This is a genomic window from Sphingobium sp. UBA5915, assembly GCF_002431195.1.
GTDB classification, from domain to species: Bacteria; Pseudomonadota; Alphaproteobacteria; order Sphingomonadales; family Sphingomonadaceae; genus Sphingobium; species Sphingobium soli.
Window position 1 is genome coordinate 1 of record NZ_DJDV01000022.1, and the last position, 22,397, is coordinate 22,397.

Consider the following 22,397-nt stretch of genomic DNA (forward strand, 5'->3'; position numbering starts at 1 on the left):
TGCTGGCCGCTCGACGTGCTGAACGTACCGGTGGCGGCGCCCGTTGATCCCTGAAGCGACGGCAACTGTGCGATCGTGTTGAACACATTGGGCTGCGCGTTATTGGCGATCTGCTCCTCGCCGATCACGGTTGTGGGCGTGGGCGCGGTGAAGCCGCTCGTCGTGATACGCGATCCGGTGACTACGATATCCGCCGCTCTCTGCTCGGACGTGGTTTCAGCTTCGTCCTGGGGAGCGACGTCGGCGACGGCCTGTGCGTGCGCCAGGCTCGACAAAGCCATGAACGTTACCGCTACCAGACTTGCGCCCATGCGATGGCGACTGATGGACTTCCTCACCTTCCTTGATCCTTCCCTCTGTCAGCCGCCCTCCCAGGGTCGGCCTCGCCTTGTGCGGCGATTATCGGTGTTCCTATCGCAGCTGCGGTTCCAGGGCACTTACGACATAGGTCGTAGACGCCCCGAAAGCGCCTGATTTCATGGCTTTGCCGCGTACAGCGCGTGATGCGTCAGGATGAAAAGCGTTCGCTTGTCCGGGCCGCCGAACAGGATCTGAAGTGGACGATCGGGCACATCGATCCGACCCATCTCCGCGCCGTCGGGACCGTAGACAAAAATCTGTCCATTGGCGACAAAGACGCGCCCCTGTCCGTCCACCGCAACGCTTTCCCCGCCGCGATTGGCGAAGGGCTTGAGGTCCACAAGCGCCCCACCCTTTCCGATGGCCCCGCTATAGGTGACATTTTCGGATGCGTTCGTCACGGATATCCGCTCACCCATTTTCCCACTGACAAAGCCGTTCGCATTGAGCCCGTCGGACCAGCGCCAACCGGTGTGATCGATCGGCCCTTGCTGCCACACGCGAAAAGCCGGCAGCGCCAGGCTGCCGTCGGGGGACACATATTCCTGTGCCTTGGGCGTGCCGACGTCGCGCGCGAACATTTCGGCCAAAGTCGTGAACTCGTAGCTTTTGTGATCGAGCTGATCGCGAAATTCGCCATTATTCCACCAGTTGACTGGCAGCAGCGTGCGCTTCCGGGCGGCAGCCCGAACCGGGGTCGGCTGGATGAGCGTCAGCTGGTCGAGCGGCCCTTCGGGATCTATCGAATAGACTCCGGCCTTAGGACCGAGCGAAGAGAGCACGAGCAGGTGGTCCGATGCGTCCACCGCCAGATTGACCGGATCGAGCGCCTGGTCACGGACGATCTCCAGTCCCTTCGCCTCGCTCCAGCGGTGGATGCGCTGGAACCGCCGGTCGATGAAATAAAGCGCTCCCTTCGTGTCCACCGAGGCCCCGGAAATGGACCAGAAGCCATCTTCCAGCTTCTCGACCGGCACCATGCTCGCAGTAGGTGTCGGAATCGTCCGGCCGGCCGCGCCGATGTCGAGCTTGGCGAACTCCCGCTCCCGCACGAACAATTTACGGGACACATCCTCGATCGCGTTGTCGAACGGATATTTGCTCGCACGCAGGAACGTTCCGCACCCTTCATCGTCGCAGGTCGCATAGCCGCTTTCGGCATTCACATGGACATTGCGGAAACGAATGTCGCTGGAGTTATACAGCTTCACCGCGCTCTTTTCGGGCGCATAGGTGCGGGTGACGCGATAGCCGTGATAATTGGCGAACAGCAGATTTTTCGAATTGCGGATGTCGAGCGAAACGGCATCCGGCCCATCGCCCACTTCCTGCTCAGTCTGGGGCGCCAGAAATTCCCAGTTCTGCACATTGTCGAGCACGAACTCATTGCGGGCATGATGTTCGACCGACATTTCATAGACATGACCGGGCGTGCTGGTATCGCTGATGTAGAAGCCGGCCTGGGCAAAGCTGTTGGGGCTCCAGACGTCTGCAAATGTTCCCCCGCCCCCATCCGTTACCCAGATGCTGGGATATTGCGCATCCAGCCGATGGTCTGTCACGGGGTCGCCGGTATGCACCGTCAATGATCCCAGCATCTTGCCATCGGCGGTGGGCGTGCCGCCCCCGCCCATGATCTTGACGTCCTCTACCAGGCTTTTTTCGCCCGACCGCCACAAAAGGGCCGACGCACGCGGATTGACGCGGCCCGTGAACAACCCCAGTCCCGACAGGATATTGTCCCCGCCCTTGCGGCTCTCCAGAATCGGCAGCACTGACCCCAGCCCGGCATGACGCGGATTTTCGTCGGGAATATAGAGTTGCGTGATGGCAGGGTGCAGGCCAATCAAAATACTGTCCGGCCGCAGCGTCAGCCTGTCCGTGACCTTGTAGAAGCCGGTCGGAAAATAAAGGATCGGATGGGCATTGATCGCCTTTTGTATAGCGGCGGTATCGTCCGCCTTGCCGTCGCCTACGATCCCCAACGTGCGGACATTGACCCAGTCCTGCATCGGCGGCAGGTCGCGAATGGCAGGCGCGCGCCGCGCCGGCAGGGCGGGCAACGCCTCGATCTCGGCATCGGTGCGATATTCGCCGACATGACCCAGATCCGGCACCATCAAGCCATAGGAAAAGGATGCGACCTTATAGGCATCGCCCTTGCCATCGACCGTGCGCCCGCTCTGGCGGAAGCGCGCGAAGACCGGGCTGTTCTTGGCCAGCGCATTTTCAAAACCGATCTGGGTGAAAACATTGTTTTCATTTGAGATGACCACGCCTGCTTGGCTGACATTTTCGAACCGGACATCCTTGCCCCACAGGCTATCACCATAGCCCCGGTCGACCTCGATCCCCACCGGCGTGTTGCGGATGGCGACATTGACCATGGTGAGATCAACTTCATGCTCGCGGATCGCAGCGTCGCGCTGGCCGTTGAAGGTCGAATCGATCAGGGTAAATTGCCAGGCGGGAGAGGTCTTTTCCGTGACGATGCCATAGCGGCCGCCCTGGAAATGGACATTCTCAATGATGTTGCCGGCCTGATAGACGCCGGCAAATCCATCGCCCAGGCGAAATTCCATATGGCTGAGGAAGGCGTGCTGCGCCATGTGGAAGCGCACCCCGGCAGCCGCAGGATTACCCGCGCCAATCTCTATATCGACATTGCTCATCGCCGAATAGAAAGTGCCGGAATTGGCATCGCGCACGACCTTGTCGCGCGGAACGATGGTGGGCACCGGCACGGGCACGTCGCCGACGCGATATTGATCGCCGCCGCCAAACACGATCATCGTCGACACACCCTGTTGGAAACCGGGAGTTCTGGTCCCCAGCAGGATGACGGGCCGCGTCGGCCCCACGCCATAGATGCGCACGCCTGGCGGCACGATGAGCGTGCGGGTGATCCGATAGGTGCCCGAAGGCAGGAAGACCATGCCGTGGCCGGTCTTGTCACGCGCGCTGTCGAGCGCTTGCTGGATCGCGTCGCTGTCATCCGCCCGACCGTCGCCCTTGCCCGCGACGGTGACGGCGGTTGGCTCCTGGGGCGCGGTGGGAAAAACCGAAGGTTCGGCGGCATGTGTCGCGTTCACGCCTGCCATCGCGGTTGCGGTCAGCAGCGCCGCCATGATGTTGCGTCGGATCATCATCGCCTCTCCCAAATATCGTTGCATCCAGGGATAAGGGCTAAAGGAGCATGGCGGCTGGGGCACTTGCGACAAAGGTCGTAGTTTTCAGGGGTTGGCCCCAGATCCTATAGCATGGTCGACCATGGCGATGCCTGTGCAGGGGTTGTCGCACCGATTGCGAGGACCTGCTTTGCCGCCCCTATCCGCCTCTGACACCACCCCGCATTTTGCCGTCATCGTCATGGGGGTCAGCGGTTGTGGTAAATCCACGCTCGGATCGCTGCTGGGAACGGCTCTCGACGCCCCCTTTCTGGAAGGGGATGATTTTCACGCGCCCGAAGCGGTAGCCAAGATGCGGGCGGGCCAAGCGCTGACCGACGATGATCGCTGGCCCTGGCTGGATCGCATTGGTGTGGCCGCCAATGCCGCTATTACCGATCGGGGCCGAACGGTAATAGCCTGTTCCGCGTTGCGCGCGGCTTACAGGGCTCGGCTGCGCGCCGCCATTGCAGCGCCCGTGCGGTTCATCCTGCTGGAAAATAGCCGCGAACGCCTGCTTGCGCGACTGGCGGTCAGGGCGGACCATTATATGCCGACTAGCCTGCTCGACAGTCAGCTGGCTACGCTGGAGCGCCCCGACGAGGACGAGGGCGCCATGATCCTGACGACGGATGCCGACCCGTGCGCCCTGCGCGATGCTGCGCTGCGCTGGCTGCGCTGAGTCGTCGCGGCGTCAGGGCATTAGCCTCCGGCGCCCCTCCCATAAATGCCAGCGCATCGCCAGCGCCGCACCCTCGGGGTCTTGCGCCCGGATGGCGGCGACGATCACCTCATGTTCGCGCAGCATTGTTTCGACGACTTCCGGGGGGCGAGACCGCGAAATGTCGACGCCCGCGCGCATGATCTTTTCCACATCGGGCCACAGCGCGTCGAACGCCTGAATGAAGGCGAGATTACCGGTCGCCGCCGCGATCCGCCGGTGCAGGTCCATGTCTTCGGCATGAGCCGGCTCACTGGACAGCAAAGCCTCGCGCAGCAACGCCATGCCTTCCTCCACATGCGCCATTTCCTGCGCGGTTCGGCGTGTTGCCGCCAGCCGGGCGGCCTCCGCCTCCAGCACAAAACGCACTTCATAACTGCCCAGCGTCGTGGACAATTCACTCATCGGCATGAAGGCCGCCAGCCGCTCGGAAGGCCGGCTCTTGACGAAGGACCCGGCGCCTCGCCGCGCCTCCGTGATGCCGTCTGACGCCAGCCGCACCAGCGCTTCGCGCACGATCGCGCGCGACACCCCAAAGGTTTCCGCGAGCTTCGCCTCCGATGGCAGCCGCGCGCCAACCTCCAGATTTTCCGACTTGATGATCTCGACGATGCCGGCATAGGCCTGATCGGATAACCGGATCTGGCTCATGACGTCGCTCGTCTCGCTGCGATGGCCATGGCGGCTTCGCTCCCTAAAATATGCTGCTCGCCAGCATTACCAGCAGCAGGCCGACCACCGCCACCACCGTTTCCATGATGGACCAGGTCTTGAACGTCCCTGCCATGTCGGTGCCGAGATAGCTTTTCACCAGCCAGAATCCGGGATCGTTGACATGGCTGAAGAACAGCGATCCTGCGCCAATCGCCAGCACCATCCATTCGGGATCCACGCCCGACGCGGCGACCAGCCCCTGCATCACGCCCGCCGTGGTGATCGTTGCCACCGTCGCCGATCCGGTCGCAAGGCGGATGCAGACCGATACGCCCCAGGCCAGCACCAGCGGCGAAATCGCGCCGCCGTCGGCCAATCTCACGAGAAGGTCGGACAGGCCGGCGGTAACCAGCACCTGCTTGAGCGCACCGCCCGCACCGATCGCCAGGATGATGCCGCCGGCCGGCGTCATGGCCTCGGTCCAGATCGCGCCCTGGATACGGCTTTCGGTGATGCGCCGGCCAAACAGCAAGGGCAAAGCGACGAGCGTGGCCACCAGCAACGCGACCACCGGGTCGCTGACCCAGGCAAGCCAGGCAAAATGAACCGCAACGGACGCTGGCATCAGCGCGACCGCCTGGCCTGCGGCGATCAGGACCACGGGCAGCAGCACGGCCGTCAGCGCCCGTCCCACCGATGGCGTGGGTACATCGGCGCGGACCGGGTCCAACAGCGGGGGGCTAAGTTTCACCCCCGGCGCGGTGAAGCGCGCCAATAATGGTCCCGCGATGATCGCGGTCGGAATGCCAACCATTAGGCCGTACAGAAGCGTCAGGCCAAGATTGGCGCCCAGGGCATTGACGGCCAGCAATGGACCCGGATGCGGAGGCATCAGTGCGTGGACAACGGACAGGCCCGACAGGGCGGGGAGCATCAGGCGCAGCTTAGCCGTATCGCCATTCTGTCCTGCTGGCAGTGCCGCCGCAGCCGACGCGACGATCGGCAGCAACAACACCAGGCCCGTCTCGAAAAACAGCGGCAGGCCGATGACGATGGCCGTGAGAAGGCTCGCCCAGGGTGCCCCGCGCGCGCCCGACAGCCGTAACGCCGCACGGGCAAGGCCGCCCGCCCCGTCGGACAATTGCAACATTGCTCCCAGCCCCAGGCCAAGCGCGACCACCAGTCCGGTGCCGCCAAGGATGGCGCCCGCGCCCTTTTCGACCGCCTTGGCCGTTTCCTCCATCGGAAGTCCTGCCAGAAGGCCCACGGTAAATGCGCCGCAGAGCAACCCCACGAAGGGATGCAACCGCCCGCGTATGATCAGGATGATGGACAGCGCAATGCCGACGATGGCGGCAGCGATCAGGCGATAATCGGCGGGGGTCATGGGCGGCACTCCCTCAGGTCGTGAAAGCCGCGATCAAACCGACGCAACGCTATCGTCATCCTCTCCCCCCATGTTGTCGCTATCCTGAGACTCGCTGCAAATCTGGAACTTGCCTCTGAATCTGTTGGACAGGTTTAGTCCATTTCAAGCCGATATCCAGACAAAATATGGGAATATGCAATATTTATGCTTGAACCTGTATGACTAGTCCTCATAAGATACCGCTAACGAGTCCTATTCAGAAGCTCATTGAAAATTTCCGGATCGGAACAGGGAGAGGGAAGATGCACGTCGCCTCGAATCCGCACGGCTATCGCGTTCAGGACAAGGGCCCGCCCGCGGCCCTGGCTCCGCCACGGCTCACCCCAACCCAGATGAAGGTCATGCGCTGCGTCTATTCCGGCCTGCTCAACAAGCAGATCGCCTATGAATTGGGCATGGCCGAAGCGACGGTAAAGGTGCATATGACCGCCCTCATGCGCAAGCTCAACGTGCGTAACCGCACCCAGGTAGCGATTATCGCCAGCTCGCTCGCCTGGCTGCCCCACGCATCAGAACGGCCCGCTGACCGCGTCTCGGACTGAACGCGAAGGCCACTATTCGCTGCTCAAAAGGGGCACGCGCGACGCCAGGGGAGGATGGGTTATGGACGGATCGCGACGGTCGATACTGAAAACTGTCGGCGCAGGGCTCGCGCTCTCCGGCCTTGGCGCCACGCGCGTCCGCGCAGCGCAGCGACCGATCGGCTATGCCATTGTCGGGCTTGGTTCTTATGCGACACGGCAGATCATGCCCAATTTTGCCGGCTGCGACCATGCCCGACTTGTGGCGCTGGTCAGCGGCACGCCCGAAAAATTGCAACGCTATGGCGAGCAATATAATATCCCTGCGACGCACCGTTACAGCTACGCCGACTATGATCGCATCCGGAACAATCCAGACATCGACGTGGTCTATGTTGTGCTGCCCAACAGTATGCACGCCGAATATAGCATCCGTGCGGCGCAGGCCGGAAAGCATGTCATGTGCGAAAAGCCCATGGCCATATCGGTCGCCGAATGTCAGGCGATGATCGGCGCCAGCCGCAAGGCGAGCAAGCTGTTGATGATCGGATATCGGTCACGGTTCGAGCCCTATAACCGTTTGGCTATTGATCTGGCGCGGCGCGATCATGTGGGGCCGACGCGCATCATCACGTCCGAACATGGGTTTCCGATAAAACCTAATCAGTGGCGGCTCGATCGGCCCTTGTCGGGTGGCGGATCGCTCATGGACATCGGCATATATAGTCTCAACGCGACGCGATATCTGAGCGGCGAAGAGCCGGTTTCGGTCAGCGCGATCGAGGCGACTGATCGATCCGATCCGCGTTTTCGCACCGTGGAAGACAGGATCAGTTTTCTGCTGCGCTTCCCTTCGGGGATCGAGGCGACCTGCGTGTCCAGCTACAGTTCGGCGCATAATGCCTATCGCGTTGTTGGCACCCAGGGCTGGATCGATATGGAACCCGCGACCCCTTATGAAGGCCATGCCATGCGTATCAGGAAGGACGGCGTGGTCAGCCCGCGCGTGCTGCCAGCACCGTCTAAAAATCAGTTCGCTGGCCAGCTTGATCATCTTGCGGAATGCATCATGAACGGAACGACCCCGATCGTGCCGGGTGAGGAAGGCCTGGCCGACCTGCGCGTCATCGAAGCCATCTATCGCTCGGCCGCAGAGGGGCGCACCATCGCCATGACTGCATGATAGGCCGTCGGACATTCGTCACGGCTCTCGCGATGCTGCCACTGGCGCAAACGCTGGCACGCGCGGCGGACGATGCCCCAACGCCCGGAATCGATCGGTTGGATCCCGCACTGGATCGCATCCTTGCGCCGGACGCGCGGGTCGACATCATTGCACGGGGCTATCGCTGGGCTGAAGGCCCGGCCTGGGTTTCTCAGGGCAACTATCTGCTGTTCAACGATCCCCCCTCCAACATACTATATCGTTGGACCAGGGCGCAGGGCGTGACGCCCTTTCTATCCCCGTCAGGTTTGCAGACATCCGTACCGGAAGGAATAAGGGAACCGGGTCTCAACGGCATTGCGATCACGGCTAGCGGCATGCTGGTGGGCGCGGACAGCGGTACGCGCGCGATCGTTCAGATTGACCTGCGCACCCGGCAGCGCAGGATTTTGGCGGATCGTTATGAGGGGAAGCGGTTCAACAGCCCCAACGACCTGTGTGTCGCGCCGTCCGGGGCGATTTATTTCACGGATCCGTCCTATGGATTGGCGCAGGCGGATGATTCGCCGTTGCGCGAACTGGATTTCTGCGGACTTTATCGACTTGATCCGGACGGCAGCGTCACTTTGCTCGATCGCAGCCATCGGCGCCCCAATGGCGTCGGCCTTTCGCCTGACGGAACCACCCTTTATCTCGCATTGTCCGATGAAAAGCGCCCTGTGCTGCTGGCCTATCCGCTCGACGCAAAAGGACAGACAGGCATGTCTCGCCTGTTCCTGGATATGCATGCCGAGCTTGCCACCGGCGATCCGGGACTGCCCGACGGCATGGACGTTGGGCCCCACGGCCATGTCTTTGCCTCCGGCCCGGGCGGCGTGCATGTTTGCGCGCCTGATGGCCAGCGGCTTGGCATCATCCGCACGGGCAAGGCAATCGCCAATTGCTGCATCGGGGAAATGGGCCGGACGCTATTCCTCACCTCCTCCGACATGCTGGCGATGGTGCCTTTGCGCACAAGCTGAACGGGTTCGACTGCATTCACGCCCAAGGCTCGACAGCTGGAACTGATAGCGCTATCAGTTTTGTAATTCGACGGCTTTCCATACGGGGGCACGGCAAGCAGGGGAGAGAATGTCAATGCGCCATCGCAGGAAAGCCATGTTCGGAGCGCTGCTGCTGGGGGTTTCGAGCGCACTCAATGCCGCCCCTGCCCGGTTCGATATGTTTCACTACAATGGTCAGGCGGATGAACGCGTTGCACCGCAGGCCGGGGAATTTCGCAACCCCATCCTGGCCGGCTATTATCCTGATCCCTCGGTAACCCGCGTTGGCGATGACTATTATCTCGTCAACAGTTCTTTCGCGCATTTTCCCGGCCTTCCGGTTTTCAGGTCGAAAGACCTTGTGCACTGGACCCAGATCGCCAACGCGATCGCCCGCCCCGGTCAGCTCGATTTTACCGGCCGGCGCATTTCGCAGGCCGTCTTCGCGCCTGACATCAGCTGGCATGACGGCCGTTTCTACATCGTCAACACCTGCGTTGAATGCGGCGGCAACTTCGTCATCACCGCTGACGATCCTGCCGGGCCATGGTCAGATCCTGTCTGGCTCCCCTTCGAAGGCATTGACCCATCCATTTATTGGGAGGGGGATAAGGCCTATATCGTCAATAATCGCGCGCCCGACGAACCACCTCGCTATGACGGGCATCGCGCAATCTGGATTCAGGAATATGACTGGCGCGCGGGCAAAATGGTGGGCGAGAGCACCCAGTTGATCAACGGTGGTGTCAATATCAGCAAGAAGCCGGTTTGGATCGAAGGCCCGCATATTTTCCGCAAGGATGGCTATTATTATCTGACCGCAGCGGAAGGCGGCACCAGCGTCAATCATTCGCAGGTCGTCTTGCGCGCCAAGTCGCTGCGCGGGCCTTATGTGCCATATGAGGGCAACCCCATCCTGACGCAACGCGATCTGGATCCCGCGCGGCCCGACCCCATCGGGTCGGCCGGGCATGCCACATTGGTGCAAACGCAAAAGGGCGACTGGTGGGCCACCTTCCTGGCGGTCCGGCCCTATGCGGATGATTTTTACAATATCGGGCGGGAAACATTCCTATTGCCGGTGACGTGGAAGGACGGTTGGCCGGTCATTCTCCCAAAGGGGCAGGCCATTCCACGGACGCTCAAAGCCCCCGACCTTCCACGGCAACCCGCGCCGGCGCTGCCGACCAGCGGCGATATCACCTATACCGAAACATTCGGCGGCCCCGCGCTGCCGATGCAGTGGATCGGCATTCGCACGCCCAAACAGCCATTCTATCGCCTGACCAATGGCATGCTGGAACTTGATAGCGGCGCGCCGCTCGGAAATCTCGATGGCGTGCCGGCGTTCATCGGGCGACGGCAACAACATGCAAATGCCACCTTCTCCACAACGCTGCGCTATGTTCCGGAAAAGGATGGCGACCGCGCCGGCCTGGCGGCGGTGCAAAGCGACCGCAGCCACGTCTTTTTCGGCCTGACCCAGATTGCAGGGCGTCCGGTGGTGGCGCTTTATACGCGCGATGCGGCGGACGCCGATATGTTGGTAAAGTCCGCCCCTGTCGCCACCAAGGGTCCGATCACCCTCACCATCCGCATTACCGGCGGAACGATGGGATTCGACTACAGCGTCGGTGGCCATGTCCAGACGCTGGCCGACAATATCGACGCGACGCTGCTCAGCACCCAAAAGGCCGGCGGCTTTGTCGGCACGGTGGTCGGGCCTTATCACTATACGCCCGCGTCATGAGCAGCCGAACATGGTTTCGCCTCGGCGCGCTGCTGCTTTCGGCCGGATTCGTTGTCCCGCTGGCTGCGCAGGTCTGGCGATCGGACCAGGGCGACGGCACCTATCGCAATCCGGTACTCTACGCTGACTATCCCGATCCCGACATCATCCGCGTTGGCGAGGATTTCTATTTCGTATCCACCACCTTCGCCAATGCACCCGGCGTGACCATTCTTCATTCGAAGGATTTGGTGAATTGGCGGATCGCAGGCCATGTCGTCGATCGGCTTGATGGCGACCCGCGCTATGATCTGACCCAGGGCGATGCGTACCGCCGTGGCTTTTATGCCGCCAGCTTGCGATACCATAACGGACTCTTTTACGTCGCCGTGACGCCCGTCGGTCACAAGACGCGCATCTATCGCGCAAGGACGATCGCAGGTCCCTGGACTTACAGTGAACTGGATCGCGAGGCTTTCGATCCTGCTTTGTTCATCGACGATGACGGCACCGCCTATCTCGGCACCTCAATCGGCAGCGACGGCACCGTCACGCTCCTGACATTGAACAAGGATCTGACCGCCGTCACCGCCGCACGGAAAGCCTATTACAACAAGGGCGCGGAAGGATCGAAGATCATCCGTCGCGATGGCTATTATTATCTGTTCAACGCCATCCCGGGCAAGCTGGCGATGACCGTGTCGCGCGCGCGCAGCCTATGGGGTCCATGGGAGACGAAACCGTCCATCGACGACAAGAGCGGCGGCCATCAAGGCGCTATCGTCGATATGCCGGACGGCAGCTGGTATGGTTTCGTCATGGTCGATGCTGGCGCGATCGGCCGGATGACCAATATCAGCCCGATTTTCTGGAAGGATGGCTGGCCCTGGTGGGGGGCGCCCGACCGACCCGATTTCGTTCCCGACCGATCGCCCAAGCCGATCAGGGGGCACGGTTTTGCCGAGCCGCCCTCGTCCGATGATTTTTCGAACCCGGTATTGGGATCGCAATGGCAATGGAATCATAATCCAGATGACAGCAAATGGTCGTTGACGCAGCGGCCCGGCTTTCTGCGGCTTCACGCGACGCGGGCCGACGGCATCTGGACAGCGCGCAATACGCTGACGCAAAAGGCGCAGGGACCGCGCATGCGCGCGATTGCAAAGGTTGATGTGCAAGGCCTCCAGCCGGGCGATCTTTGCGGTTTTGGCAGTTTCGGCAAATATAGCGCGCAATTGTCGGTGGCGGCAGCCGCCGTCGGGCATCGCAGCGTGCGGATGCAGGTCACGGACAGCACGCAGGACGGGCCGCAGACCGAGGTGCGCGTGCCCTCGCTCGCGATCGATGCGCCCACCATGTGGCTGCGCGTCGACCTCGATTTCGAGACGGATCTGGGCCGCTTCGCCTACAGCATCGATAACCGGCAATGGCGTGATGTGGGCACCCCCTTCCCGCTCGCCTTCGATTGGCGCACGGGCACATTTCAGGGCCAGCAGATCGCTTTGTCCTGCTATAATTCCGGCCCGGATGGGGGCTATATGGACATCGACAGCGTCACCGTCTCGCCCCTTGTCGAAACTGTCCATCCATGACTTCTCGCCCCGTCCCATACCAAGGACCCTGCATGACGCTGCTTCGCTCTGTCTTACCGCTCGCATTGCTGGCAGCAGGCACCGCGCTGTCCGCGCAAGGCGCCGATCCCCTTGCGCCAACCGCGCGATGGACCGCCTATCAAGGGGGCCGCGCGCAATTGCCGCCGATGGGGTGGAACAGCTGGAATGCCTTTTTCACCGAAATCGATGAGGAAAAGCTCATGGGATCGGCCCAGCGCATCGTCGCTACGGGCTTGGCGAAGAAGGGCTATCGCTACATCAATATCGATGACGGCTGGTGGCTGAAGCGCCGGGCAAGCGACGGGCGGCTCATCATCCGCGCCGACAAATTCCCGTCTGCCCGCGTCGGTAATGGCGATCCGACCTTTCGACCCCTGACAGATCGGCTGCATGGCATGGGTTTCAAGGCCGGCATATATTCCGACCTTGGCCGCAACAGCTGCTCGCAGGCCTATTCGGAAGGCCCCGCGCAATTGCCCGAAGGCAACATGGCCGAACGGGAGGTCGGGCTGTATGGCCATAGCGATCAGGATCTTCGCCTGTTCTTTGCGGAATGGGGGTTCGACGCGATCAAGGTCGATGGGTGCGGTATTCGCGCCTTCGCCGCCGACGCGCCACGCGTGCGCAATGGCCAATATCGGGCCCTGCCGCCGCTCATCGACCAGCATAGCGTCACGCGATCGGATATCCCGGCGGTCAAGGCGCTATTCGCTGACATCAACCGGTCGCTCGCACGCTACAATCCCGATGGCGACTATATGCTCTCGCTCTGCATCTGGGGCAGCGCCAATGTGCGCGCCTGGGGCAAGGATGTCGGCAATATTTCCCGGACCAGCGACGATATTTCGCCGGACTGGAGCCGGATGCTGACCAATTATGACAGCGCCGTGCGCCGGGCCTTCTATGCGCATCCGGGTAGCTGGAATGATCCCGACATGCTGTTCATTGGCAAGGGCGATTTCGATGCCGCGCACCTTACCGAGGCGCGATCGCATTTTGCGCTATGGGCGATGATGAATGCCCCGCTCCTGATCGGCGCGGACTTGCGCACCGTGCCGCAATCGTTGCTCGACATTTTCGGCAATGGCGACCTCATCGCCATCAACCAGGATGCGGCCGGCAATCAGGCCACAATCGCCTTCGATAGCGATGATGTGCAGATTCTGGTGAAGGCTCTGGCCAATGGCGACAAGGCCGTCGCGCTGTTCAACCGCACCGCCACGGCGGCACAGGCCGTGCTGACGGCCGATCATTTGAAATTCGGTGCGGACAAGACGATCGCGCTCAAGGATATGTGGACCGGCGCCGTCCGCCGGTTCACGGGCGAGCAGGCGTTCAATCTTGCGCCGCGCCAGACGCTGGTCTTCAGGGCCACCGGCCAGAGACAACTTGCGGACGGCCTTTATTTGTCGGAACAACCCGGCCGCGTGAACCCAGCGGTCGACGGTGTCAGCCATCCCGAACCGGATCCGACCATTCATCGATCAATCCCCGGCTGGCGCGGCACGCGCGGCATGGGCGAGCGCCCCCTTTATGCCGGTTGGGGCGGTGCCATGCCGGACGCCACACCCTATAACCAACCCCTGGCGATCGCGGGGCAGAATTTCGGATCGGGCGTCGGCGTCCTCGCAAATTCGCGCCTGGAGGTCCGCAACCAGGGCTTTAGCCGCTTCACGGCGAAAGTCGGCGTTGACGACAGCGCCCGCGATGCCGCCCATCCCGTTCGGTTCGCCGTCTATGGCGACGGTCGCCTGCTGGCGAGCGAAACCGCTCGTCGGGGCGAGGCTGCCAAGCCGATCGACGTGGACGTGCGCGGCGTTGCGATTGTCGAACTAGTCGCGCTGGCGCCGAACGCGCCCGGTGAAATGCTGCCAATCAGCTGGGGGGACGCGGCGCTGCGGCGCTGAGCGGCGGGCGAACCGACGGATCACCCGGCTCCTCCAGAGCGGTCAGCCTGCGCAATCCGCGCCGCGCCATCGGCGTGGTCAGCATGGTGCTCGCCAGCGCCATCAGCAACAGCGCGGTGAAGCTGCCACTGCTGACAACCTGCCGGTCAAGCAGGATGTTGACGAAGATGATCATGATCAGCGCCTTGGTCTGCAACAGCCAGCCGATGACGCTGGCCTCCCCCTGCCGCCATCGAAGCAGATGTCCGGCGATGCGCAGACCGATCAGCTTGCCGCCAACCGAAGCAGCAAGCAGAAGGGCGGCCACGGCGATCAGGTCCACGCCACCTATCGACCAGCTTGTGCGCAAACCGGTGCTCAGGAAGAATATGGGCATTACGGTCAACAGCAGCATGTCGCGCAGCCGATCCAGCGCCGCTCCATCGAACCAGGACTGGTCGAGGATCACCCCCGCCAAAAATGCACCCACCATGAAATGCAGACCAGCCCAGTCCGCTGCCAGCCCCGCCGCCGCCAGCCAGACCATCGATGCGCGTAGCCGTTCCGGCTCCGCCAGCCGGCGCATAGCCATGCGCACGGCCCACGCCACGACGGGAAAGACGCAGATGAAGCCAAGCTGCCGCTCCATCCGCGACCAGTCCAGCAGGATGATCGCCAGCACTGCCCAAATGGCGATATCGTCCAAACTGGCATAACGCAGCACCCGCTGCCCCAGCGGCGTGCGCAAAATCGCAAGCCGGTCCATCAGCAGCATCAATATCGGAAGGGCCGTCACCGCGCAGGCCATGCCGATCCCGAGGATCGCCTGCCACGGCTCACCCTTCGGCCCGATCCAGCCCGGATTGATCAGAATCAACCAACCTGCGGCGCTGCCGAGAGCCAGCGGCGTCAGCAGCGCCAGCCCGGAGGCCGTCCAGCTGTCCCGCCGCGCCGCCCAGGCCGCGCCCAGATCAAGTTCGATCCCGGCCAGCCATACGAATAGCATCACGGCCCATAACGCGATGCCGTTCAGCATCGTGATCGCGACCGGCGGGAATATCTGGGCATGGAGCGCGGGAGCGGCTGCCCCCAGCACGCCCGGCCCCAGCAGCACACCGACGAAAATCTGCACTACCACCAAGGGCGCTTGATCGGCATCGCCCAGCAGCCGCCATATAAGCCAGGGCAGACCCATGACGAGCATGAGGATCAGCAAAAATAGCTCATTGTCCGTCATGCCCGTCTTGGTCCGCTATTCCCACGGCCTCAACGCGCGATCGGCACCTCAAATGGTCCGATCGGCAGAGGCGTTCCATCGTAAAGGTTCATGACAGGATAATCGGCCCAGGCATAGCGGACGCGCTCCACCGGCTTGCCATCGCCGGTCAGGATGACATGATCCCCTGGCACCTGCGCCTGAACGTAACGGCACGTGTCGTCGCCTGAACCGCACATTTCAAACCCCAGCGCTTGCACACCGCTCCTAAGGTGCAGCCCACCCTCGACGCCGGTGAAGCGCACGATGACAGCGCCATCGCCGCTTCTGATCGCGCCGGCGGCTTGTGGCCCTGATTTCGCGATGGGCGCATCATAGGCAACCGCCCGCATCACCCTGGCCAGCCGACGGCCCAGCTCCTGCTTTTCGCCCGGATGGATATCGAAGGGATCGCCCAGATCAACGGCGGTCGCGAGCCCCGCATGGGCGTCGGCCGCCACGGCTGTTCGCTGCGCGTCCCGCAACTGCGCCCAACCGCTCTCGCCCGGCCGGGTCGCCGGCTTGCCATAGCCGGCCAACTGGACGATCGCAAAGCCAAGGTCGGGCTGCCCGAACTGCTGTCGCCAATCCGCTATCATCGCTGCCAGTCGGCCGGCATAGCCGGGAATGTCGGTGTCGGATTCGCCCTGATACCAGGCGACCCCCTTCAGCTTGATGCCGCCAAGCGGCGCGATCATCCCGTTGTAGAGCGTGCTGGTGCCCGTGACGTCGCTCCACGGCACGCGCGGCGCGCCCGGCGGGGAGGTGCGCGCGACCGCATAGCGCCAACCATCGCCCAGCGGCACGGCATCGCCTTGGGCTGGCCGCAGCGCCATATGGTCGGCCGGCCCCAGAAGACCCCCCTTGTCATAATTGTCGACGACATTGACGATCAGCATGTTGCGCCCGGCCTTGAGGATGCCTGGAGGCACACTCAGCGTCGTGGGCTGCCAGGCGCGCGCACCCATCCCGACCGGCTGACCGTTTATCCAGGCGCGGCCCACATCGTCCAGTGTCCCCAGCGACAGCGCCGCTTCGCCCTTGGCCTGCGCCGCGCTCAGGGTGAAGTCGCGGCGAAACCAGACCATGCCATTATAGCTCGCCAATCGGGGGATGGCCCAATCTTCCCACGCGCTTATCGCCGGCGCATCGGCCCAATCCATCTTCGCGCCGGGCTGCCACGGCTCTGCGCCGGCGCGGTCGCCGGTTGCCTTGCGCCACCAACTTTCCCATTGCGCACTCGCCGCCCGCTCACCTTCTGTCGCGTTGCGAGCGTGGAGCGCCAGCAAGTCAGATTGCGCGCTGTTGCCGACCGCCGCTTGCGCGCGTTCGCCCATCCATGGACTGATCTGCGATCCGCCCCAGCTGCTCCCAATCGCGCCGATTGGCACGCCTGCGCTCTTGCGCAACTCCCGAGCCATATAATAGCAGGCTGCGGAAAAGTCGGGGACGCTGTCTGGCCCGGCGGTCTTCCAAATCGGCGCTTGCGCGAACGCCTGTCGGGGCTGGTCTGCAACCGCGCGAGGGATCGTCATCAACCGGAGCGCCGGATCGGCCGAGTTCCGAATTTGCCCCATCGCATCCTGCGCATGCCGCACTTCCAGCTCCATGTTCGATTGGCCGGAACAGAGATACACGTCGCCCACGAGCACATCATGCGACACGACGCGACCGGATGGGCTGCGCGCCTCGATATCAAACGGCTGACCTGCGGTGACGGGAGGGAAAGTCGCTGCAAAGCGGCCATCCTTCCCCGCTTTAGCCGAACGCTCCACGCCACCTATAGATACCGTTACCATATTCCCGGCTGATGCAGAACCGGTGATGGTGATGGGCTCGTCCCGCTGAATCACTGCATTGCTCCCAAACATCGGGTCAATGCTGAGCAATATGCCCCCCTGCGCCAAGGCGACCGATGGTATCGCCGCAGCTAAGAGAAATGATATCGTCCACGCCTTGCGCATCGCCTTCTCCCTATTCCAAATTCGTAAATATGGTATCGCTACCACATGCCCCGCTATCCGCCCCGTAACATCCGCATGACGAGCGCGCGGATACGCCGGTAATTGCCCTCTTTCAGTGGCCCCAATATACCGTGCCGCTCGGCGGGCAGGTGCGCCAGCGGATGGCCGTCCGGCCTGAACACATAATGATCGAAAAAGGCGCGCCACGCCGCCCGTTCCGGCTCCGGCCGCTCGGCAATGGCTATCATCGCCAGCAACATCGCAGCATAGGGCGCATCAGGCCCTGCTGCGGACGCATCCCACCAATAATTGGTCAGGATATTGATGCCATCGCGCGCCTTCACGCCGTGCCACCATAATTTGGGCAGATACAATACATCACCCGGGTTTAGATCAACATGAAGCCTGCGCTGCGCTGCCGCCTCGAAACGCGGAAAGCGGTCTTGCCCGCCGGGGTCTATGGCTGCGAGCGATACCGGCTGGCCCGCCATGGTATGGTCGATCGGTCCCACATACAGGTCGCCAATCGCATCGGGCGGATACAGCGTGAAATGCCGTCGCCCCGCAACCGCGATCGCCAGATTATCGAAGCTGTCATAATGGCAGGCAATGTCGGACGCATTGCCGATCCAGAGGCGGGGCCGGACGGTAGGCGGCAGCAGCGCGCAGCCATGATCCTCGGCGAAACCGGGGAAATAGGTATCGACGGGCAAAGAGCCAATATAGCATGTCTGCGCGCCATCATCCGCGTTCGCCGCAATGCGATCAAGCGCTGCGCCCATCTCGCTGCGCTGACGTGCGAAGTTAAACCCGTCCGGCCCTTCGCCATAGGCGTAACGCCCGCCCAGCTTCGCATCGGCAACGAAATAATCGACACTGCCACCCCTGTGATAGCGCCGCAGATGATCGAGCGCCGCGCCATTTCCGCTGCCTTGCGCCAGACGCACGATCGGCCAGTCCCTGCACATGCCGCGAATCACGATCGGCCGGCATTGCTCAATCAGAGGCCGCAAATGCTCAGGTTGCCGAATCTGCGCGCCCTCTATTTCCTCGATCTGCATCGCGCGCTCCAGCCCCGTCAGCCGATTTGCGTCAGTCGGGCATTGCGCCGACGGGCCATCAAGGCGACATGATGCAGCGACCCAGCCAGGGCGAACGCCGGTTGCAAGTGACCGGCGCGAAACAAACCCATCACCGCCGCGTCCGGCAATTCGCTCAGCGCATCCAGGCTTACAGTATAAAGGCCATCCAGACGCAGTGTCTCGCCATCGTCGAACGCCAGGCTGATATCGATCGGCTCGATCAGACGATGGGCCAGCATGGCCGCGATGAATGCTTCGGTGGCGGCGGCGCTCGCCATCAGTCCGCCAATCGCCTTTTGAACAGCGCGCAGCGCTGCGGTTGGCGTCTGATCGGGATGGAAGAGCGCTTCGCTGCCGCCGACAGCAAAGCGCGGGTGATCCGGGTCGAGCGCAATGCTGTCTCCAGACGCGAAGAAGCCTAGCCGGTCGATTTCGAACGGCCGGAATGCCCAGCTGCCATCGGGCGAATCGATCATTGGTTCGCCCCGTCGAAAACCGGTCAGCGCACCGACGTAGAAAGCGCCGCTTTCTGCATGTTTGGAAAAAAACAAAGGGCATGCCGCCGCCGCGGCCGCAATTTCACTGGTCACAATGCGCACCAGCGGGTCGGCCATCGCTTCACCCAAGTGCATGCGCACTGTTGCATGCGTGTCACTATTAAGCAGTTCCAAGCTCATCCTCCCACATGCTTCCTGCTGCACCGATCCGCATATTCTCGCGATTTTCGGCCAGTCCAACCGGCATGATCATGGCCTATATAATTTCGCTTGAACAGCCATTTCGATAGCGCTACCATTTGCAACCATAAAGAGAAGTATTGGGTGAGGGTGACAGTCGCCGAATCGGCGGAATAAAATCACCCCAGATAAAGAATACATGATCGCCGCGACGCTGTTGTCGCGGCGTTCGGGCGAGATATTGTCTGGACTAGGGGAGGATCATGACGTCAATTCAACATGGTGCTGCACATATGCGCACCCGTATCGGTTTGGCTATGACGGCCAGCTGCTTGGCGCTGGCGGTGGCAATGCCCGCCTCCGCCCAACAGGCGGGCCAGAATGACATCGCAGATGATGTCACGACAGCCGACATCGTCGTCACCGGCATTCGCGGATCGCTGCAACGCAATCTCGACATCAAACGGGAATCCTCCGGCGTCGTTGACGTCATTTCAGCGGAAGATATCGGCAAATTCCCGGATTCGAACGTCGCCGCGTCGCTTCAGCGTCTGCCCGGCGTGTCGATCCAGCGGTCGGGGTCACGCGGCGAACCGCAAGGTATTTCGGTGCGCGGCTTTGGCGGCGACTTCAACGAAACGCTCATCGATGGGCGGCGCCTGTCGACCGCGTCGGGCGGTCGTTCGGTCGATTTCACCACCGTAGGCGCGGACTTTGTCGGACAGTTGGCTGTCTACAAGACGCCCGAAGTGTCGCTGTCCAGCAGTTCGATCGGCGCGACGCTCAATATCTCCTACCCCAAGCCCTTCGACAAGCCGGGCACCCGCATGGCTTTCACGGCGGCCGGATCGGTGCAGGATGAAGCGGGCAAGGTCGTGCCGACCATCGGCGGCCTGTTCAGCACCACCTTCGCCGACGACACGATGGGGATCCTGGTCGATGCGGTCTATACCCGCCGCGACACGCAGGCCAACCGTGTGTATGTTTCGGGCTGGCAGGGCGGGCTTTACCGGGATTGCCAACGGACGCCGGTTTGCACGGATGAGCAACTGGCTCTGCCGGGCGACATTGTCGGTTGGTATCCGCAGCAATATGGCGCCGATCAGCGCTATACCAAGGATGAGCGCATCGACGGTCGTATCGCCTTCCAGTGGCAGCCGTCCGACGATGTGGTGCTCACGATTGACGACAATTATTCGCGGCAGAAGGTCGTCACGGATATTGCCGGCTTCGGTATCTGGTTCAACCAGGGCGACCTGCGCAATGTGGAGCAGGACAGCAATGGGACCACCATCAATTTCCTGCAGGCCGGATCGCCGACCGACTTCACCGCAGGTACGGAAACCTCCGTTCTGGAAACCAACCAGGTCGGCCTGAACGTCAAATGGGACGCGACGGAAAATCTCCAGATCGACGCCGACGCCAGCTATTCCAAAAGCCGGCTCAATCCCGATGGCCAGATCAGCAACGAAAATGGCGACATCGGCTATGGCGGCCTGATCGGCACGACCCTGGGCGTTCGGGTCAATGGCAACAGCAGCAGTAGCTTCCCTGAGCTCACCACCTATGGCCCTGCCGGCAATGAAGCGGCCTGGACCGATCAGGCGATCATCGGATCGCACGTCACTGTCCGCCAGCAGCAGCTCAACAGTGACGAGATCAAGCAGTTCCGCCTCGGCGCGACCTGGAAGCAGGATGATCTGACGATCAAGCTGGGCGGCCGCTATATGGAGGATGAATTCGCCCTCGAAAACCGCAACACCTTCGCCAATAATTTCTGGCAGGCTTATGCGGGCTATGGCGCACCGTCGGGCCGCGATACTGGCGTGCCCATCCCGGCCAGCCTGATCGACGGCACGATCAGCACCAAGAACTGGTTGCCCGGCTTCTCCGGTAATCTCCCGCCGGTGCTGCTCAAATATGACGCGCGCGCCTATCAGCGTTATCTGGAAGGACTCTGGCAGGGGCCCGACACGCCGGGCTATAATGCGGGCTGCTGCACGGGCTTCAATGGCACGTTCGACCTCGCGCTTGACCCCGGCACTGTCCAGCGGATCACCGAAAAGAACTGGTCGGCCTATGTCAGCGTCAATTTCAAGGCTGACGTTGCCGGCATGCCCTTCCACTTCAATGCCGGCGCGCGCGAGGAAATCGTCAAGGTGATTTCGCGCGGGATCGGCCGCGTTCCACTTTCGATCACGCCCAGCACCGCTGACCCTACGCTCCTGACGGTCAATTTCTCGGACTCGCAGGCCGTGACCGAAAGCAGCAGCTATTCCTACTTCCTGCCCGCGTTGGACATGAAGCTGGAACTGACCGACAGCCTGCACCTGCGGTTCGACGCGTCGCGCACCATGACCCGCCCGCGCCTCGACTATCTGGGGCCGGTGTTGAATGTCGGCGCAGGGCAGCGTGTCGGCGCGCTGACGGCGACAGGTAACAACCCGTTCCTCAAACCCTATCTGGCGGACAATTTCGACTTGGGCCTGGAATGGTATTATCAGCCCAACTCCTATGCTGCGGTGAACCTCTTCCTCAAGGACGTGTCCAACTTCATCGTTGCGGGCACGGATCGGCAGACGATCAACGGCGTCATCGACCCGTCGACCGGGCAGGAAGCCGTCTTCACCGTATCGCGGCGCATCAACGGGCCGGAAGCAACCGTCAAGGGGATTGAGCTCGCATGGCAGCATGTGTTCGGAGACAGCGGCTTTGGCTTCAACGCCAACGCCACCTTCGTCGAAACCAACAAGCCCTATGACGAAAGCGACCTGTCGCAGAGCGGCTTTGCGGTAACGGGCCTCGCCAATTCGGCCAACCTCGTCGCCTTCTACGACAAGGACGGCATCGAATTCCGCACCGCAGTCAACTGGCGCGACAAATATCTGCTCCAATTCGGCCAGGCCCAGAATAATTCGGCCTTCGGCGCGGAGCCGACCTTCGTCAATTCCGCCTTGCAGATCGACCTTAGCGGCAGCCTACGCCTCACCGAACAGTTCAGTCTCTTTGGCGAAGCGCTCAACATCACGAACGAAACCTACAGCACCCACGGCCGCTTCTCGAACCAGCTGCTGGATGTCTATGGCTATGGCCGGCGCTTCACCGCCGGCGTGCGCTACCGCTTCTGACGG

The 22,397-nt window shown here is 62.2% G+C and carries 16 protein-coding genes; 8 read left to right on the plus strand and 8 right to left on the minus strand.

The genetic code is table 11. The features are described 5' to 3' along the window. Positions 1–281, minus strand: a 281-nt coding sequence (locus tag B2V90_RS03030; protein ID WP_293919645.1) for a hypothetical protein, incomplete at its 3' end; no start/stop codon positions are given. A gap of 195 nt (positions 282–476) precedes the next feature. Then, positions 477–3,506, minus strand: coding sequence for a glycosyl hydrolase family 28-related protein (locus tag B2V90_RS03035; protein ID WP_228221985.1), 3,030 nt, complete (start codon positions 3,504–3,506; stop codon positions 477–479). 223 nt (positions 3,507–3,729) lie between these two features. Between B2V90_RS03035 and B2V90_RS03040 the strand changes: the two genes are divergently transcribed. Further along, complete coding sequence (locus B2V90_RS03040) at positions 3,730–4,209, plus strand: gluconokinase (protein WP_228221986.1); 480 nt, start codon at positions 3,730–3,732, stop codon at positions 4,207–4,209. A 12-nt stretch (positions 4,210–4,221) separates the two neighbouring features. Here the strand turns inward: B2V90_RS03040 and B2V90_RS03045 are convergent, their stop codons facing one another. Further along, a complete protein-coding gene (locus B2V90_RS03045) occupies positions 4,222–4,899 on the minus strand; it encodes a FadR/GntR family transcriptional regulator (protein ID WP_009823590.1) in 678 nt (225 codons plus the stop codon). A 43-nt stretch (positions 4,900–4,942) separates the two neighbouring features. Beyond that, positions 4,943–6,289: a GntP family permease gene (locus B2V90_RS03050; RefSeq protein ID WP_228221884.1), complete on the minus strand. Its 1,347-nt coding sequence runs from the start codon at positions 6,287–6,289 to the stop codon at positions 4,943–4,945. A gap of 284 nt (positions 6,290–6,573) precedes the next feature. Between B2V90_RS03050 and B2V90_RS03055 the strand changes: the two genes are divergently transcribed. The 6 genes from B2V90_RS03055 to B2V90_RS03080 all read left to right on the plus strand — a co-directional run bounded on the left by B2V90_RS03055 (position 6,574) and on the right by B2V90_RS03080 (position 14,309). Further along, positions 6,574–6,873, plus strand: a complete 300-nt coding sequence (locus tag B2V90_RS03055) for a helix-turn-helix domain-containing protein (protein ID WP_266103110.1) — start codon at positions 6,574–6,576, stop codon at positions 6,871–6,873. A gap of 61 nt (positions 6,874–6,934) precedes the next feature. Continuing rightward, on the plus strand, positions 6,935–8,035 hold the full coding sequence (locus B2V90_RS03060; RefSeq protein WP_228221885.1) for a Gfo/Idh/MocA family protein: 1,101 nt from the start codon (positions 6,935–6,937) through the stop codon (positions 8,033–8,035). Further along, positions 8,032–9,039 carry an SMP-30/gluconolactonase/LRE family protein gene (locus tag B2V90_RS03065; RefSeq protein ID WP_228221886.1) on the plus strand — a complete coding sequence of 336 codons (1,008 nt, stop codon included), beginning with the start codon at positions 8,032–8,034 and terminating at the stop codon, positions 9,037–9,039. The genes B2V90_RS03060 and B2V90_RS03065 overlap by 4 nt, the downstream gene beginning before the upstream one ends. Before the next feature lie 115 nt (positions 9,040–9,154). Then, entirely contained in the window at positions 9,155–10,810 is a 1,656-nt protein-coding gene (locus tag B2V90_RS03070; RefSeq protein WP_228221887.1) for a glycoside hydrolase family 43 protein, read from the plus strand. After that, complete coding sequence (locus B2V90_RS03075; RefSeq protein WP_228221888.1) at positions 10,807–12,381, plus strand: glycoside hydrolase 43 family protein; 1,575 nt, start codon at positions 10,807–10,809, stop codon at positions 12,379–12,381. Before B2V90_RS03070 ends, B2V90_RS03075 begins: the two co-directional genes overlap by 4 nt. Positions 12,382–12,413: 32 nt before the next feature. After that, a complete protein-coding gene (locus tag B2V90_RS03080) occupies positions 12,414–14,309 on the plus strand; it encodes an NPCBM/NEW2 domain-containing protein (RefSeq protein WP_293919637.1) in 1,896 nt (631 codons plus the stop codon). Here B2V90_RS03080 and B2V90_RS03085 read toward each other — a convergent pair. The 4 genes from B2V90_RS03085 to B2V90_RS03100 form a co-directional block, all read right to left on the minus strand. Then, entirely contained in the window at positions 14,278–15,525 is a 1,248-nt protein-coding gene (locus B2V90_RS03085; protein WP_228221890.1) for a cation:proton antiporter, read from the minus strand. The two genes, B2V90_RS03080 and B2V90_RS03085, sit on opposite strands and share 32 nt — an antisense overlap. Positions 15,526–15,554: 29 nt before the next feature. Then, positions 15,555–17,396, minus strand: a complete 1,842-nt coding sequence (locus tag B2V90_RS03090; RefSeq protein ID WP_293919639.1) for a sialate O-acetylesterase — start codon at positions 17,394–17,396, stop codon at positions 15,555–15,557. 164 nt (positions 17,397–17,560) lie between these two features. Continuing rightward, positions 17,561–18,568 (minus strand): cupin-like domain-containing protein, encoded by a 1,008-nt coding sequence (locus tag B2V90_RS03095; protein WP_228221892.1) that lies wholly within the window; start codon positions 18,566–18,568, stop codon positions 17,561–17,563. Positions 18,569–18,585: 17 nt separating this feature from the next. Further along, complete coding sequence (locus B2V90_RS03100) at positions 18,586–19,266, minus strand: SapC family protein (protein ID WP_228221893.1); 681 nt, start codon at positions 19,264–19,266, stop codon at positions 18,586–18,588. 263 nt (positions 19,267–19,529) lie between these two features. Here B2V90_RS03100 and B2V90_RS03105 point away from each other — a divergent pair, with 263 nt between their 5' ends. Further along, the gene (locus B2V90_RS03105; RefSeq protein WP_228221894.1) at positions 19,530–22,394 is read left to right on the plus strand and encodes a TonB-dependent receptor; all 2,865 of its coding nucleotides are present in this window, start codon (positions 19,530–19,532) and stop codon (positions 22,392–22,394) included. The last annotated feature ends 3 nt before the right edge of the window (positions 22,395–22,397 follow it).